The sequence below is a fragment of the Flavobacterium ajazii genome (genome assembly GCF_010614725.1).
Lineage (GTDB): Bacteria > Bacteroidota > Bacteroidia > Flavobacteriales > Flavobacteriaceae > Flavobacterium > Flavobacterium ajazii.
Window position 1 is genome coordinate 422833 of record NZ_JAAEHL010000001.1, and the last position, 16118, is coordinate 438950.

Annotated in this window: 16 protein-coding genes; 11 read left to right on the plus strand and 5 right to left on the minus strand. The window is 34.7% G+C overall.

Annotated features, from left to right (window positions below; genetic code table 11):
* Positions 1-30 precede the first annotated feature (30 nt).
* Entirely contained in the window at positions 31-1530 is a 1500-nt protein-coding gene (locus GWR14_RS01675) for an FGGY family carbohydrate kinase (RefSeq protein ID WP_163407211.1), read from the plus strand.
* Between the two features lie 113 nt (positions 1531-1643).
* Here GWR14_RS01675 and GWR14_RS01680 read toward each other — a convergent pair whose 3' ends face one another.
* The 3 genes from GWR14_RS01680 to GWR14_RS24000 all read right to left on the minus strand — a co-directional run bounded on the left by GWR14_RS01680 (position 1644) and on the right by GWR14_RS24000 (position 3839).
* Positions 1644-1970, minus strand: a complete 327-nt coding sequence (locus tag GWR14_RS01680; protein WP_163407212.1) for a hypothetical protein — start codon at positions 1968-1970, stop codon at positions 1644-1646.
* A gap of 416 nt (positions 1971-2386) precedes the next feature.
* Positions 2387-3220 (minus strand): nucleoside hydrolase-like domain-containing protein, encoded by an 834-nt coding sequence (locus tag GWR14_RS23995; protein WP_262888202.1) that lies wholly within the window; start codon positions 3218-3220, stop codon positions 2387-2389.
* Positions 3221-3263: 43 nt separating this feature from the next.
* The gene (locus GWR14_RS24000; RefSeq protein WP_223150948.1) at positions 3264-3839 is read right to left on the minus strand and encodes a DUF1593 domain-containing protein; all 576 of its coding nucleotides are present in this window, start codon (positions 3837-3839) and stop codon (positions 3264-3266) included.
* Between the two features lie 168 nt (positions 3840-4007).
* Between GWR14_RS24000 and GWR14_RS01690 the strand changes: the two genes are divergently transcribed.
* Genes GWR14_RS01690 through GWR14_RS01720 form a run of 7 tightly spaced genes read left to right on the plus strand, consistent with a single transcriptional unit; the run spans position 4008 to position 9368 of the window.
* Positions 4008-5138 (plus strand): NAD(P)/FAD-dependent oxidoreductase, encoded by a 1131-nt coding sequence (locus tag GWR14_RS01690; protein WP_163407213.1) that lies wholly within the window; start codon positions 4008-4010, stop codon positions 5136-5138.
* Positions 5135-5848: a methyltransferase domain-containing protein gene (locus tag GWR14_RS01695; RefSeq protein ID WP_163407214.1), complete on the plus strand. Its 714-nt coding sequence runs from the start codon at positions 5135-5137 to the stop codon at positions 5846-5848. Before GWR14_RS01690 ends, GWR14_RS01695 begins: the two co-directional genes overlap by 4 nt.
* Positions 5845-6897 carry a type III polyketide synthase gene (locus tag GWR14_RS01700; RefSeq protein ID WP_163407215.1) on the plus strand — a complete coding sequence of 351 codons (1053 nt, stop codon included), beginning with the start codon at positions 5845-5847 and terminating at the stop codon, positions 6895-6897. Before GWR14_RS01695 ends, GWR14_RS01700 begins: the two co-directional genes overlap by 4 nt.
* Positions 6898-6909: 12 nt before the next feature.
* Positions 6910-7347 carry a 3-hydroxyacyl-ACP dehydratase FabZ family protein gene (locus tag GWR14_RS01705; RefSeq protein ID WP_163407216.1) on the plus strand — a complete coding sequence of 146 codons (438 nt, stop codon included), beginning with the start codon at positions 6910-6912 and terminating at the stop codon, positions 7345-7347.
* Positions 7344-8612 (plus strand): beta-ketoacyl-[acyl-carrier-protein] synthase family protein, encoded by a 1269-nt coding sequence (locus GWR14_RS01710; protein ID WP_163407217.1) that lies wholly within the window; start codon positions 7344-7346, stop codon positions 8610-8612. The genes GWR14_RS01705 and GWR14_RS01710 overlap by 4 nt, the downstream gene beginning before the upstream one ends.
* Before the next feature lies 1 nt (position 8613).
* Positions 8614-8868 carry an acyl carrier protein gene (locus GWR14_RS01715; RefSeq protein ID WP_163407218.1) on the plus strand — a complete coding sequence of 85 codons (255 nt, stop codon included), beginning with the start codon at positions 8614-8616 and terminating at the stop codon, positions 8866-8868.
* Entirely contained in the window at positions 8865-9368 is a 504-nt protein-coding gene (locus GWR14_RS01720) for a 4'-phosphopantetheinyl transferase family protein (protein WP_163407219.1), read from the plus strand. The genes GWR14_RS01715 and GWR14_RS01720 overlap by 4 nt, the downstream gene beginning before the upstream one ends.
* Positions 9369-9388: 20 nt before the next feature.
* Here the strand turns inward: GWR14_RS01720 and GWR14_RS01725 are convergent, their stop codons facing one another.
* Entirely contained in the window at positions 9389-10351 is a 963-nt protein-coding gene (locus tag GWR14_RS01725; protein WP_163407220.1) for a YheT family hydrolase, read from the minus strand.
* A 421-nt stretch (positions 10352-10772) separates the two neighbouring features.
* On the opposite strand from GWR14_RS01725, the gene GWR14_RS01730 reads away from it, so the two are divergent.
* From GWR14_RS01730 to GWR14_RS01740, 3 genes are all read left to right on the plus strand, one after another.
* Positions 10773-12407 (plus strand): sensor histidine kinase, encoded by a 1635-nt coding sequence (locus GWR14_RS01730; RefSeq protein ID WP_163407221.1) that lies wholly within the window; start codon positions 10773-10775, stop codon positions 12405-12407.
* The gene (locus GWR14_RS01735; RefSeq protein WP_163407222.1) at positions 12394-13044 is read left to right on the plus strand and encodes a response regulator transcription factor; all 651 of its coding nucleotides are present in this window, start codon (positions 12394-12396) and stop codon (positions 13042-13044) included. The genes GWR14_RS01730 and GWR14_RS01735 overlap by 14 nt, the downstream gene beginning before the upstream one ends.
* 102 nt (positions 13045-13146) lie before the next feature.
* Positions 13147-15246, plus strand: a complete 2100-nt coding sequence (locus GWR14_RS01740) for a T9SS type A sorting domain-containing protein (protein ID WP_163407223.1) — start codon at positions 13147-13149, stop codon at positions 15244-15246.
* Positions 15247-15377: 131 nt separating this feature from the next.
* Here GWR14_RS01740 and GWR14_RS01745 read toward each other — a convergent pair whose 3' ends face one another.
* Complete coding sequence (locus tag GWR14_RS01745; RefSeq protein WP_163407224.1) at positions 15378-16070, minus strand: SIMPL domain-containing protein; 693 nt, start codon at positions 16068-16070, stop codon at positions 15378-15380.
* Between the last annotated feature and the right edge of the window lie 48 nt (positions 16071-16118).

The following is a 16118-nucleotide window of genomic DNA, read 5'->3' on the forward strand; positions in this document are numbered from 1 at the left end:
AATAAACAAATTTTTACTGTAAAAAGATAAATGAAAAAATATATTCTTGCCATTGATCAGGGTACAAGCAGTACTAAAACCATTATTTTTGACGAATTAGGACAGGCTGTTGCAAAAGGCAGCGTGGATCTAAAAACCAATTATTTTGACAATGGTTTTGTAGAACAAAATCCTGAAGATATTTATCAAAATGTTCTCGATTCTGTTCGCCTTTGTCTGAACAATTTTAGCAATCAGGGATTTCAGCTTACAGATATTGTTTCCTGCGGCATTAGCAACCAAAGAGAAACATTTGTGCTTTGGGACAAAAATGGAAAAGCATTGACTCCGGCAGTAGTCTGGGCTTGCAAACGTTCTATTGATATCTGTACCGATTTAATTGAAAAAGGACAAAATGATTTTATCAAACAAAAAACCGGTTTACTTTTAGATCCTTATTTTTCGGGGACTAAATTGCTTTGGCTGATACAACATGATGCCGAATTAAAAAAGAAAACAGAAAACGGAGAAGTTTATTTTGGAACGGTCGATTGCTGGCTTTTGTACAAATTAACCAATGGAACCCATTTCAAAACTGATTATACCAACGCTTCCAGAACCCTGCTTTTCAATATTCATACGCTAAAATGGGATACTGAAATTCTTGAAAAATGGGGATTACGCCATCTAAACCTGCCTCTCGCCTGCCCTTCTTCGCATGATTTTGGAACATTTGATTTGAGTCAGATTTTAAATGATAATACTACTATTTCTATTCCAATTACAGCTTTAATTGGCGACTCTCATGCCGCTACTTTTGGAGAAGGCTGTTTTGAAAAAGGTACTGCCAAAGTTACACTGGGAACAGGAAGTTCCATTATGATGAATATTGGAAATGGAGCCGTTTTATCCAATTCCGGAATGCTCACCACCATTTGCTGGAGTACAGAAAACCGGGTAGATTATGCACTCGAAGGTGCAATCGTTTCCTGTGGTTCTACTATCGAATGGCTAAAGAACGAATTGCAATTATTCTCCAATGTGGCCGAAACAGCAGTTATGGCAACGTCTATTGCTGACAACGCAGGCGTTTATCTGATTCCTGCTTTTAGCGGATTAGGCGCACCACACTGGCAAATGAGCCGAAAAGCATCTATTGAAGGAATGACTTTCGGAACGACTAAAAATCATATTGTCAGGGCAGCTTTGGAAAGTATTCCCTACCAAATAAAAGATGTAGTTGAAGCCATGGCAAAAGATATGCAAGCTCCTTTAAAATCTATTTCGGTAAACGGAGGCTTGACTCAAAACCAATTTGTCATTCATTATTTAGCCGATTTATTAAGAATTCCGTTAAACAAGCAGCGAAACCCGGATGTTTCTGCTTTGGGAGCCGCTTATTTATCCGGCTTAAAAAGTGGTGTTTACAGCAGTATCGAACAACTTTCGAATCTTATTAAAAACCAAACTGAACAGGTTTTTGCCGATCTGTCAAATGAATTGCCGGCAAATGGATATCTGGGATGGAAAGAGAAAATAAAACAGGTTTAAACAGAATTAAAATTGTGTTACTAGTCCTAAATAATAGATACAGATTATTTAGACAAATATCCTTAATTAAACACCTGTAGAAGCTTTTCTTTCATGTGTTTTTCTTTTAGTATTTATGCGTCATTAATGCAATAATTTAATAATATTTCAGCTAGATTTAAGTCTGTTAAATTTTCATTCATTTTGTTTTTTGAATCTTCAATGAAGTCAAAAAAATAATAAAAATCAGTCAAATTATAATACTTAACATTCTGAAATTCAAATTCAATTTTACCTTCCGTCTTTTCTATTTCGAAAAATTCTATTCCGTTGTTTATATTAAAAGGTTTTTGCATATAAATTTCCACAACTTCAGATTCAATATTTAGAGATTTATTTCTAAAAAATTCTTCCTTATTTCCTTTTGTTCTAAAATAATTTATTAGTTCTGTTAATGTCATGTTTCAGATAATTGTATACTATTCTGATTCTTCAGAGTAATTGCTAAATATTCCTTAGACTTGCGTCAGTTGTTAAAATCCGATTGAGTTCTTTCTGCTAAGATAATGCTTTTTAGAAATTAGAAATTCCTGATGATTAAAAAGCTGCAATTACGCTAATGTGTTGTTGTATGCTGTGCCTTACATTTAATTTCGCTATTGAAAAAATCGCAATAATATTAGCTAATTCTCCATTCAGATTTTATAGAATGATTTGTTTTCATTTATTCTATTTAATGAACGTATGCGAAATTTTTTCGTTGTATGTTTCCTCAAAAATAACCCAAAAGATTACAATCATCAAAAGAAAATTGATTGCCCTCTTCCCTTCTAAACAAAACTTATTTAAACAAAAAAATTACAGATTGAACTATTGATTATTCTTTAACTGTAACAATAACTCTTTGATATCTCGTCAAACGAGGAAAACCATGATCAGTGACTGCCAGAATGATATGCATAGTTCCGAGACCTGGTTCCATAACCCGCTTAGCAGGAACTACAAAAGAAGCTTCCTGCTGATCAAAGTTTTGTATTTCAATCGGCTGCCCGCTTTTTCCGCTTGAAACCGGAAAAGTTCCTGCTTCGGAGTAAAAGAACCAATTGTATGAAAGCGCATCTCCATCAGGATCATTGGAGCCTTTGGCACTTAATTTAATCAAATCCCCTTTTTTAGCATTGATATAGCTATCATGTTCTAATTTTACAACAGGCGGATGGTTGGCCTTTTTATAATCTTTAATGGTCCAGTCCATTCTTGCTGCAAAATCATTCTGAAAAGCCTCTCTCCATCTCCATATTGTTTCATGGTTTCCTTCATGCCAGCGACCATCATTACCTAATACTTCATCTTCTGCATCGGTCCATATCGGACGACTTTCGGCTAGCAGATGCCATTTTTGTTTTCTTGGCGTGTATAATTCATAACGGCCTCCCCAGCCTCCATATTCGGGATGCTCAGAAACATTTAATCCGTTGTTAATTAATGACAAAAATGACGGAGTATCACCTTCCATCAAAAATTCCCAAAAGGGATATTGGGCTCCCAGAGGGCCTTTAGATCTTATATTTTTACCCAGCCATTCGTTCGAAACAATAGTAAAATCGGCACCATCACATCGGGCGTGAAAAAAATCACCACTAATACCACTCCAGGTAGCATGATGATAAGCACCACCCTGATTAAATCCAGGACTTACTATATAAAACAAATTTGAAAATTCCTTACGAATCCACGGTCCGCTATCGTCCTGATCACACCCTCAATTTTGATACGAACTTTTCTAATTCTTTTGCAGAACGTGTCTGTTTTACTTTCCATAATGCCTGCCCTAATACATTTGGCCCTCCCCAAACCGGAACCCATAATGGCCTCGCATCATTTTTATCAACAGACTGAATTAATAATTCTGAAGCAGGCGAATCATGTCCTTTTCCGATAGCCTGCATTCCATATTTTGGTAATCCTTCTGTAATAACAGACTTCAAATAATCACCGGTTGGAAAACCTGTTTCATGTTTTTCCAGATTATCTCTTACTTTGGTATAAGCTTCAACAATTTCCTCCACACGGTATTTTGCAACCTTTTCTTTTTGATGAATCGAAGTCGTTGCTGTAATTCCTTCAATATCATAATTATTGGCATACACTAAAAACCGAACCAGTGACATCGCATCATCAGGCTCATTTTCTATATCAGTGAGTACAAAAACTCTTGGTTTGATCTGAGCAGTGACAAAAGTTGTAACTAAAAACAGTCCAATGAATATTTTAAACGGAGAAAAATAGCTTAAATTAATCTTCTGTTTTGTTCTTTTCGAATGATCCATAATCAGTTATTATTTTAGAATAGTGCACTGCGAATATACAAAAAGCAAACAAAAGAAAATAAAAACAAATAAAAGAAACAAAATACCGTAGGCACTGCAAAATCATTTATTCTCAATTTTCTTATAATCCTGTAAGATGATTTAATATTTTATGACTAAATTGGTAGTATGAGAACAAATCCGGATGTACTGATAATTGGAGGTGGTCTTGCCGGTCTGGCAAGTGCTTTGCATTTATCTAAAAAAGGACTCAGTGTTATTGTGATTGAAAAAGCGGCTTATCCCAGGCATAAAGTCTGCGGGGAATATATTTCTAATGAAATTTTACCTTACCTGCAATGGCTTGGCGTAAATGTTTCTGAACTTCAGCCTACTCACATTTCAAATTTTGAATTTTCAGCTCAGAATGGTAGAATCGCTCATACAAAACTTCCATTAGGTGGTTTCGGGGTCAGTCGTTTTGCACTGGATAATTTTTTATATGAAAAGGCAGTACAAAACGACTGTACTGTAATTACAGATTCTGTAATTGGGGTTTCTTTTGAAAACAATGCATTTACAGTAACAACTTCACAGCAGATTTTCATATCCAAAATTGTGCTGGGTGCTTATGGAAAAAGGTCAAATATTGATCAGTTACTCGCACGGGATTTTATTGCTAAAAAATCCCCATGGCTAGCTGTAAAAGGGCATTACAACGGCGAATTTGATAATAGCCTTGTTGCGTTGCATAATTTTCAGGGAGGTTACTGCGGTGTTTCTGTTGTGGAAAAAAACATTATAAACATCTGCTATCTGGCCGATTACGAAACTTTTAAGAAATACAAAAACATAGACGATTATCAAAAAGAAGTACTTTATAAAAACCAAAATCTAAAAGCTGTTTTTGAAAACTCTACTCCTATTTTTGAAAAACCGCTTACCATCAGCCAGATTTCATTTGATAAAAAAAATCCTGTAGAAAATCATGTTTTAATGATTGGAGACACCGCCGGACTCATACATCCTATGTGTGGCAACGGAATGGCGATGGCAATTCACAGTGCCAAAATCGCTTCAGAATTAGTGCTGGATTTTTACAGCGGAAAGATAGAATCGCATGCATTATTAGAAAAAAAATATAGAACAGAATGGAATAAGCATTTTAAAAACAGACTGATTATGGGAAGGTTTTTAGCCAAAGCTTTAACTTATAAAACTTTTACATCTATAATGACTTCTATGGCTGCATCAATGCCTTTTTTGCTTTCAGCAATAATCAGGCAGACGCACGGAAGTCCTATAAATATCAACGAATGAAACTGTGCACCAAATATAGAACAGAAGAAACTGAGATAATGGACGATTTTACGCTTGAGGGTGCAGAATTAACTGAAGCATTAGATCAGATAGCCAAAATCAATCAGCTGTTAGGAGGTAATAAATTAACGCTTCATGGATTAAAAAAGTTATTGAGAAAAACTGATGCTGTTAAGCCTTTGTTAATAGCAGATATTGGCTGCGGTAATGGGGATATGCTTCGAATGCTGGCACTATATGGTAAAAAAAAAGGTCTTAATTTTAAATTAATTGGTATAGATGCCAATCCTTTTACAATACGTTATGCAGAAGATCTTTCTAAAGAATTTGAAAATATAGAGTTTAAATGTATAGATATTTTCAGTCCTGATTTTGACTCCCTTAAATATGATATTGCCTTATGTACCCTTACCCTACACCATTTTTCAAGTACGCAAATCAAAGATATTTTGAAACATATTTATCATAATACTTCAAAAGGAATTGTGGTAAATGATCTGCATCGAAGCAAAACTGCTTACAGATTGTTTAAACTGATTTGTGATGTTTTTAATCTGAATGATATGTCACGTAAGGACGGACTGGTTTCTATTTTAAGAGGGTTTAAGAAAAAAGAACTGGAGCATTTCTCCGAAAAACTAAATTTTAAAAACTATGCCATAAGCTGGAAATGGGCGTTCCGTTACCAGTGGATAATTACAAAAATATGAGTGTAAAGATAATCACAGCTGTAAAACAGCTTCCGCAATATTCACGGGAGACCAAAGATATAATTCCTTTTTTGGATGTCTGGCTCGAAGGTCAGGAAGAGCGTTTTATAAAAAAAGTAAAAAAAATATTTGAAGGTGCAGCAGTAGATAAACGCTACTCTGTAATGGAACCTTCTGAAGTTTTTACGGCAACTTCATTTGAAGAAAAAAATGATATTTACAGCCGTGAAATGATTCTTCTGGGGCATCAGGTGTTGGAAAAAGCACTTGAAAAAGCCAGCTGGGATCCACAGAGCCTGGATTATATTATTACGGTGAGCTGTACAGGTATTATGATTCCGTCATTAGATGCTTATTTGATTAATAAAATGAAACTGCGTCAGGATATTGTGCGTCTGCCTGTAACAGAAATGGGCTGTGCCGCAGGAATATCAGGAATTATTTATGCAAAGAATTTCCTGAAATCAAATCCGGAAAAACGTGCTGCTGTAATTGCTGTAGAATCTCCTACTGCTACGTTTCAGCTGAATGATTTTTCGATGCCTAATATTGTAAGCGCTGCAATTTTTGGGGATGGTGCGGCATGCTGTCTGCTTTCGTCCGATGAAAAAGATACCGGACCTGAAATTCTGGATGAAGAAATGTATCATTTCTACGATGCTGAACATATGATGGGATTTAAGCTAACTAATAATGGGCTGAAAATGGTTCTGGATATAGAAGTACCCGATACCATTGCTGATCATTTCGAAAATATCATACATCCGTTTTTGAAACAGAACAACCTTGATATTAAAGATATTGACCACCTGATATTTCATCCCGGCGGAAAAAAAATCGTCAACACTGTTGAAGAACTTTTCTCTGGATTAGGAAAAAATATTGATGATACAAAAGAAGTTCTCAGACAGTACGGAAATATGTCAAGCGCTACTGTGTTATATGTATTAGAACGAATTATGAATCGTAATCCTAAAAAAGGCGAAAAAGGAGTTATGCTGAGCTTTGGTCCCGGATTTTCGGCACAGCGGGTTTTATTGGAATGGTAATATTTAGAAATTATGGAATTAACAGCTATTATAAAAAAACTTCCTTATAGTGAACCTTTTTTATTTGCGGATGAACTTCTGCATGCAGACGAAAATGGTGTAACGGGAACTTTTACATTTAAAAAAGAACTTGATTTTTATAAAGGCCATTTTAAGGATAATCCTGTGACGCCGGGGGTTATTTTAACTGAAACGATGGCACAGATCGGCCTGGTTTGCCTCGGAATATATTTATTAGGCGGAGATCTTAAAGGAGCTACTGTAATTGCGTTTACTTCTGCCGATATGGAATTTTTAAAGCCTGTATATCCCGGTGAAAAAGTAACCGTGAGTTCGCAGAAAATTTTCTTTCGCTTTGGCAAACTAAAATGCAGTGCTGTAATGAAAAATGAAACAGGACAGGAAGTCTGCCGTGGTATTCTGGCCGGAATGATAACTCAGAAATTATGAAAAAACGAATTGTAATAACAGGTCTTGGCGTAGCCGCACCAAGCGGTGTTGGAATTCCGGAATTTACGCAAGCGCTTAAAAATAGTGTCTCAGGCATTCGTCATAACTTGCAGCTTGAAGAATTACAATTTTCATGTCAGATTAGCGGGGAGCCTGAAATATCAGAAGAATTAAAATCGAAATATTTTACCGAGCTTGAACTTCGGGGATTTAACAGCAGTGGAATTTTATACGGTGTGATTGCAGGTATGGAAGCCTGGACCAATGCCGGACTACCAATAAATGAAAGTCCTGATTGGGACAGCGGTGCTATTTTTGGATCGGGTACTTCCGGTATTGATAAATTTCGCGAAAGCATTTACAAAATTGATGATTTACAAACCCGCAGACTAGGCAGTACCGTTGTAGCACAAACCATGAACAGCGGTATAAGTGCTTATCTTGGAGGAAAAATCGGATTAGGAAATCAGGTAACCACAAATTCATCTGCCTGCACAACAGGAACCGAAGCGATCTTAATGGCTTATGACAGGATACAGTCAGGTCAGGCAAAACGAATTCTTGCCGGAAGCACTTCAGACAGCGGTCCGTATATTTGGGCCGGATTTGATGCGCTTAGAGTTTGTCCTTCAAAATATAACGAAAATCCAAAAGAAGGTTCAAGACCTATGAGTGCTTCAGCTGCAGGATTTGTTCCCGGAAGCGGTGCCGGTGCATTGGTTGTTGAAGATTTAGAAAGCGCTCTGGAACGCGGAGCGGTAATTTATGCCGAGGTACTAGGCGGAAATATCAATTCAGGCGGACAGCGAGATGGCGGTAGTATGACAGCACCAAACAGTACTGCAGTACAGCAATGCATCAAAAATGCAATTACTAATTCAGGTATACATCCAAATGAAATTGATGCCATAAACGGTCATCTTACGGCAACAACAAAAGACAGTCTGGAAATTGAAAACTGGACAAAAGCACTGCAGCGAAGCGGTACTGATTTCCCTTATATCAATTCTTTAAAAAGTCTTACCGGACATTGTTTAAGCGCCTCAGGGAGTATTGAAAGTGTGGCATCGGTCTTACAGCTTCATGAGAATTTCTTATTTGGAAACATAAACTGTGAAGACCTTCATCCTGAAATTGCTGCGCTAATAGATCATTCTAAAGTCCCATTAAAAACCATTAATACTAATCTTAATATAATTGCTAAAGCCAGTTTTGGTTTTGGTGATGTAAACGCATGTGTAATATTTAAAAAATTTGAAAAATAAAATGGAGAGAAAAGAACTTACCCAAAAACTAAAAAACATTATAAAACCGTATGCTGCAGATAAAGATGCTTACGAAAACTTAACTGAAGAAACAGATTTTATAAAAGATTTGAAAATCAATTCTGCTAATCTGGTTGACATTGTACTTGATATTGAGGAACAGTTTGACGTCGTAATTGAAAATACGGATATGGAGCGTATGCTTGATGTAAAAACTGCTGTAGAAATTATTGAAACCAAACTTGCAGCTAAATGATTGGTAACGATGTTATAGATCTTCGGCAGTCTCGAATAGAAAGTAACTGGCAACGTAAAGGATTTATCGAAAAACTTTTTACTGATACAGAAAAGCAACTTATAAAAGACTACCATAATCCTGAAATAATGGTGTGGCTTTTATGGAGCATGAAAGAAGCAGCATATAAAATCTACAATCGTCAGACTAAAATACGGGAATACATTCCTAAAAAACTGTCATGTTCGATAATCAAATTAGTCCCGTATATTCAGGGTTTCGTGATTTGCAATGGAAACAAATATTATACTAAAACTTTAATAACGTCTGAAAATATTCACACTGTAGCTGCTTCGACTTCTGAAGACCTTAATAATATAATTGAGATAGAAAGAAAGGGAATCATAAAAACCGAAAACGGTATTCCGTATCTGTATGTTTCTAATGAAAATACATTTAAAGAGGTTTCAATAAGTAATCACGGGCGTTTTGAACGGGTTATCAGGATAGCAGAAAATTAACAATATCAATCTTTAGCAGCTCAGTAAATTACAGATTCAAAAAAATTATATGCTCTTTTTTCTGCATATGAATACGTTGAATCCCGCAATGGAAAAGCACAATGCCCTCCATATTTTGGGGTTTCCAAATAAACATAGATGCTGTTTTGAGCTATCGACCTTGGATAACATCTTTCACCTAAAAAAGGGTCATCCAGCGAATTAATAATTAAAACCGGAATGGTAATGTTTTGAAGGGAAAATTCCGGGGAGACACGCTCATAATAGTCTTCCCTACTTGCAAAACCATGTAGCGGTGCTGTAAAATACTGGTCTACTTCATCAAAAGAAGAAATTTTATCAATCTGATCACGGTTTATAAAATCAGGAAACTGCTCTGCTTTGTATTTTAACTTCCTTTTAATATCAATTGTAAAATTCTTTAAATAGACTCTGTTAAAACCTTGCTTAAGTATAGCCGCACTTGTTGCAATATGAGTCGGTACTGAAATCGAAACTGCAGCCTTTATACGTTTATCTATTTTTGTCCAGCCTAAATAATTAAGAAGCTGAACACCGCCCATTGAATACCCAATCAAGTAAACATCTTCAAATCCTTTTTTCAAAACGAACTGAACCACTTCATCTAAATCATCAACTGCTCCGTGATGATAAAGCCTAGGAAGACGATTCATTTCTCCTCCACAAGTACGATTGTTCCATGCGAAAACTGAAAACCCTTTCTGCTGAAAATAAGCCGCACAGCTATTGTTATAAGTTCTTCGGGAATCACCTTCTAAACCATGGCATAAAATAACTGCTTTTTTAGAATCATTTACAACAAAATCAATATTGATAAAATCTCCATCGTTTAATTCATGTTTTTCTCTTGTATAATCAGGAACTTCAAACTTTTTAAACAAAGCTGCATAAATAGTAGAAATGTGCCTGTTACGATGAAGAATAGAAGGAAGATTATACTCTGATTGTTCAATTATTGGCATAAAAAAAGAGTTTTATGGTGCTTAATACAAATCTAAGAAATCGGGCAATATATAATTAAAAACTATCTTTTAATTTTAAATTTAAAATAGATATTAATGAAATTTTAAGCCAAAAGATAAAATATCAGAGCAAAATAAATCCAAATACCAACATTAATTGGAATTTGGATTTTACAATATTGGGAATTTAAAGAAAATCTAATTGGTTTTATTCACTTTAATTCAGAACAAAAAATGAATAATTCAGAACCTTTTTAATTTAGAGATTTGTGAAACTACTATATTTGAATTATCATGAACAATAATCTACTAAATAAATTAAAGTGGATTTATCCGATCTTTATAAACAATGAGAATGTATTTTAGTTTTTTTCTGATTTTTATACAGGTTTTCTGTTTTGGTCAAATTTCTTTTCAATTGTTGAAAAAAGATCTTGAACATAAAATAGTGTATTCTGATTTTAAATCTGCTTTAGACATTATTAACAAGAACAGAGAGCATTATGACGATTTGAAAAAAAACGATCTGGATGTTATAAAAACAAAAATTCTAACCGAATTCGGTCTCTATGATGAAGCCTTTAAACTCTCTCAAAATCTGATAGATAACCCTGGAATTACAGAAGAGCAAAAACTAAAAATTCATGTAGAAAGGGCACTTATTTATGAAATAAACGATGTAGATAAATCCTGCTTTTCAGAATTAAAAAAAGCCGAAGCAATACTTTTAAAACACCCAGAATTTAAAATTAAAAATTACACTAATTTCCTTATCCGAAAATCCTCTTATTACAGGGTTAATGGCTTTTCAAAAAAGGCATACGAGCTTGCTCTACAGGCAAAAAAATATGCAGAATCTGTTAACGATAAAGTAAACATGCCTGTTGTAGAACTGATTTTAGGACTTGGCAACCGAAAAACAAATTCTGAAGCAGAATTACGGCATTACAATCGCGCACTTTATTTATACAAGCAGCTGAATCATTACGAAGCAGTTATTTCAATGTACTCCAATTTGAGTTGTTTTTATTTATCAGGAAGGGAATACAAAATGGCTAATACCTATATTGATTCGGCTATTGCTATTTCATCAAAATCAAGTGTTTTAAATTATAAAGCTGATGTTTTTCAGACCAAAAGCAATATTTTAGAAAAACAAAACAGAGCTGATTCTGCGTTGTATTACTATAAAATTGCTTCAGAATTGTACCGACAATACAATGGCGAACAGCGCGACCTAAAAGTCAGGGAACTTGAAATTGAATATAATTTTGACAAAGAAAAGTCTGAAAAGCAATTACTCAAAAAAGATATTAAAACCACAAGAATCTTAAATGTGACACTTTTTATATTGGTTCTGATTTTAGCTTTCTTTGCTTGGCAGATTACTAAAAACAAAAGAAAAATCGAGATTCAAAAACAAAAAATCGCCGAGAATAACATTACCCTAAAAACCAATGTAGAAGAAAAACAATTTCTTGTTCAGGAGTTGAATCACCGGGTTAAAAACAATCTGGCAGTGATTTTAAGCCTGATTGATTTTCAAAAAGATCAGGCAAAAAATGAAAATTATAAAAGTATATTTGACGATCTGCATCAGCGTATTAAGACAATAACCATCGCCCACGAATTTTATTCGTATAGTGTGAATTATAACGATAATGATTTGATTGAAGCTTCGAATTACATCAATAAAATCATTGAATCTCATCAAAACAGCACATTAAGAACATTTAGATATATAAATGATATTGAACCGGTTTATTTTAATGTTGATAAAATTCTCTCTCTTGGATTACTAATAAATGAATTGGTTACAAATTCTATAAAACATGCCCAACCAGAAGATGAACAGCTTGTTATACTTCTTGAACTTAGAAAAATAAATAATGAAGTTGAATTAAATTATTCCGATAACGGAACGGTTTTTAATTTTGAGAATAATAACAACTCTTTGGGACTTTTGATTATTGAAGGAATGGTTAAACAGTTAAAAGGAAGTTATACAAGAGAAAAAGCAAACTATAAAATAATATTTCCGAATGTCAGAAAATAAGAGTAGAATATTGATTGTAGAAGACGAAGTTTTAATAGCATTCTCATTAAAGAAAATGCTGGATAAAGATTTCTTTTCTGAAATTGCCCATGATTATGAAGAAGCCAAAATTCTGCTGTCACATAAACCCTTTGATCTTGTTCTGATAGATATTTCCCTTTCCGGAGATAAAACGGGGCTTGATTTGGCTAATTTTATTAATACCAATATTTCGATTCCTTTTATTTTTACAACTGCATTAACCGACAAAGGAACTCTCGAAAAAATAACAAATTTGAGACCATCAGCCTATCTTTCTAAACCTGTTGAAAGCGTTAACCTGATTACTGCGATAAAGCTCGCTTTGGCGAATGAAGACATGATTTTTAAAATTGAGATTGGAAAGCAAATCTATTATTTTCAGGCAAAAGATTTTCTTTTTGCCGAAGCTGATCATGTGTATGTTGAAATACATTTAAAATCCGGTAAAAATCAGATTCTGAGAACAACGATGACCTATCTGGAAGAGATTTTTCCGTCCAAACATTTCAAAAGAATTAACCGGAGTGTTGGTGTAAATCCTTATCACATCTCAAAAATTGTAAACGATAAATTGTTTATTGAAGATAGGATTTTTAAGATTTCTAAAAAATTTTAATATTATTTAGAACAAAAAAAAGGTGTTTCAGAACATCTTTTATTAATTGAGGGACAAAGTTATTAGTTTTAAACCTACAAATAAAACTAAGACTATACTTCTATGAAAAAACAATACTCTTTTATTTTAATAATTGTATTTATTGCCCTTTTTGTTCATAAAACACATGCTCAGCCTTATTACGCGCTCCCGCAATGGAACACCATAGGAACATATATGATAGGTAATGTCAACGTTGGATTTACTTATTCTGGAGATGCTGGTCTGGGAGGCTGTTGGGGGGTAAACTGGACAGAAAAGAATAATGCATATTTCACCTTTACTTTCGATGTACCTGTTGCAGGTGTGCGCATTTATGGTGTAAATTGGGATCCCATTCCCGGGTATACAAATAATGTGGCAGTCTCAATAAATGGTAACCCTTATAATTTGCAGGCCTCTAACCTATCCCCAAATTCTCATGGGAGTTCGTGCAATGGAACTAGCAGAACCACACAGGGCAGTATATCAGGAGGGAATTTAATTAATGGCTGCGGCACAATAACCATTACACAGCCTGGTATCACTTCTTTGAAAATACAAAATTCAGGAAATGGTGCCTGGGGTTTTAGAGTAGAAATATTGCCACTATTTACGACAGCCAATTCTCCTTGTGAAGGAAGCCAATTAAACCTAACCTCAGATTTTGCAGGATTGACCAGCGGTGTTACCTATAACTGGACAGGTCCTAACGGTTTCACTTCATCACTTAAAAATCCGAGTATAAGTAATGCCTCACCTGTTAATTCAGGTCTTTACACCGTAACAGCAAGTAATGGAACTGTCACGGCTTCACAAACAAACAATGTTTTTGTAAATCCAATACCGGCCGTTAACGCTATAAGCAACCAAACGCTCTGTAATGGTTCTTCAGTAAGTACGATTAATTTTAGCAGTCCTGCTTTTACAGGAACAATATGCGGTGATGTCAATGAAGGTGGCTCTCTAAGTCTTAATGCGCCTTCGGGTTCCATATTTACTAATGTACCGTTTGCCAGTTATGGAAATGCTACAGGCAGTTGCGGCAGTTTTATTTTAGGCTCATGCAATTCATCTAATAGTGTCAGTGTAGTATCAGCAGCTGCTGTAGGGAAAAATTCGTTTAGTCTTGATGCTACTAATGCCAATTTTGGAGACCCTTGCAGCGGCACTCCAAAAAACCTAAAAGTACAGTTAAATTATAGCACTCCAATTACTTATACCTGGACTAATAGCAATACATTAATTGGATTAGCTTCTTCCGGTACAGGTAATATTCCCTCTTTTGTAGCCACTAATTCCACTACCTTGCCTATTATAGCTACTATAACAGTTACACCTAAATATACTAATGGAGGCACTTGCTCAGGTGCTTCAAAAACATTTACCATAACTGTAAATCCAACTCCAAAAATTACTGCTCAGCCAGTATCCAAAACAATATGCAACGGAGCCAGTACCACTTTGACAGCTACAGCCAGCAATGCATCAGGTTATCAATGGCAGGTAAACCCGGGTTCAGGTTTTATCGATGTATCAGACATTGAACCGTATTCAGGTGCAACGACAACAACCTTGACTATCAACGAAACAACAACGTTGTTAAACAATTATAAATATAGATTAATAGCCTCCGGATCCTGTGATCCTAAAGCAACTTCAAATATTGCAACATTAACCATTCAAAATGAAGTAGATTCTCCAACTGGAGATCTTGTTCAGAGTTTTAATTCAGGAGATAATCTGAGTGTATTGATTGTGAATGGCCAAAATATTAAATGGTATGCCACAGCACAAAATGCAGCTAATCATAATGATGAACTGCCATTAAATACTACAATTATCAACAATACAATATATTATGCTACACAAACTCTTGGCAGTTGTGAATCTCCGGTTCCGTTGGCTATAAGAGCTTATAACCCTCTTTTGTCTATTAATGAAACTGAAAAATCTGATGTAGTATTAACGTTGTACCCAAATCCTGTAAAAGATGTCTTGTATTTTAATACTGAAAATGAAATTGACAAAGTTGTTGTTTTTGACATAAATGGAAAAAGATTGTTTGAAAAAGCTTTGAATGGTGATGATAAAATCAATGTTCAATCCCTGTCAAAAGGAATCTATCTAATTCAAGTTTTTACACAAAATGATGCGAAAAAAGTTAAGTTCATTAAAGATTAAATACTTCGTAAAATCCCAAAATCGATTAGCTGTTTTTCAGCCGGATTTGTAAATCTTTTAAACTAAAAAAATCCAAATTCCAATTATAATATCTTGGAATTTGGGTTTTTTGATATTGGGATTTTAAGTTTTTAATCCAAAATAAAGCTCACACTAACATTTGCTGTAATTTCTATTTCTCCAATAGCAAGCGTTTCATTTGAAGCTCCCAATGCGTCTGCGCTTTCTTTCATTCTCATAGATGCGTACATTGGCTGTGGGTGATATACTTGTGAATTGTCTGAAATAACAAAGGCTTTTCCAACTTTCTGGCCTAATACAGAAACATAATCTTCTGCTTTTGCCTTAGCATCTTTCATTGCTAATTTTCTGGCTTCTGACTGCAATTGTAATTCTTTGGACGATTCAAAAGATACGCGGTCAATACGGTTAATTCCCTGTTGAACCAAACCTTCCATTAATTCATCATATTTAGACAAATCTTTTACCACAATTTCTACAGTCTGTACTGCATTATAGCTTGTTTTCTTTTTTTCGTAATCATATTGCGGATTAAGCGCAACTTGTTTGGTTTTAAAATCAGCTGTTGGAATATTCATCTTTTTAATGAATTTCAAGACGGCGTCCATTTTTTCGTCATTTTGTTTTTTGACGTCCTTAGCATTATTTCCTTTAGTTTCAATCGTAGCCGAAATACAAACCTGATCTGGTGCTACTTTTACTTTTCCTTCCCCATTAACATTGATAAGAGGAATTTGTTTGTTTTCCTGGCCGTAAGACATAGTCATAAACATGATTGTTAAAAATAATACTAGTTTTTTCATTTTTGTTATATTTTAAATTATTGATAAGGGCATTCCAAAAGTTATGCC

Excerpts from the sequence above, each read along its gene's own strand:
- GWR14_RS01675 (WP_163407211.1), top strand. The coding sequence starts at position 31 with ATGAAAAAATATATTCTTGCCATTGATCAGGGTACAAGCAGTACTAAA.
- GWR14_RS01680 (WP_163407212.1), bottom strand. The coding sequence starts at position 1,970 with ATGACATTAACAGAACTAATAAATTATTTTAGAACAAAAGGAAATAAG.
- GWR14_RS24000 (WP_223150948.1), bottom strand. The coding sequence starts at position 3,839 with ATGGATCATTCGAAAAGAACAAAACAGAAGATTAATTTAAGCTATTTT.
- GWR14_RS01690 (WP_163407213.1), top strand. The coding sequence starts at position 4,008 with ATGAGAACAAATCCGGATGTACTGATAATTGGAGGTGGTCTTGCCGGT.
- GWR14_RS01695 (WP_163407214.1), top strand. The coding sequence starts at position 5,135 with ATGAAACTGTGCACCAAATATAGAACAGAAGAAACTGAGATAATGGAC.
- GWR14_RS01700 (WP_163407215.1), top strand. The coding sequence starts at position 5,845 with ATGAGTGTAAAGATAATCACAGCTGTAAAACAGCTTCCGCAATATTCA.
- GWR14_RS01705 (WP_163407216.1), top strand. The coding sequence starts at position 6,910 with ATGGAATTAACAGCTATTATAAAAAAACTTCCTTATAGTGAACCTTTT.
- GWR14_RS01710 (WP_163407217.1), top strand. The coding sequence starts at position 7,344 with ATGAAAAAACGAATTGTAATAACAGGTCTTGGCGTAGCCGCACCAAGC.
- GWR14_RS01715 (WP_163407218.1), top strand. The coding sequence starts at position 8,614 with ATGGAGAGAAAAGAACTTACCCAAAAACTAAAAAACATTATAAAACCG.
- GWR14_RS01720 (WP_163407219.1), top strand. The coding sequence starts at position 8,865 with ATGATTGGTAACGATGTTATAGATCTTCGGCAGTCTCGAATAGAAAGT.
- GWR14_RS01725 (WP_163407220.1), bottom strand. The coding sequence starts at position 10,351 with ATGCCAATAATTGAACAATCAGAGTATAATCTTCCTTCTATTCTTCAT.
- GWR14_RS01735 (WP_163407222.1), top strand. The coding sequence starts at position 12,394 with ATGTCAGAAAATAAGAGTAGAATATTGATTGTAGAAGACGAAGTTTTA.
- GWR14_RS01740 (WP_163407223.1), top strand. The coding sequence starts at position 13,147 with ATGAAAAAACAATACTCTTTTATTTTAATAATTGTATTTATTGCCCTT.
- GWR14_RS01745 (WP_163407224.1), bottom strand. The coding sequence starts at position 16,070 with ATGAAAAAACTAGTATTATTTTTAACAATCATGTTTATGACTATGTCT.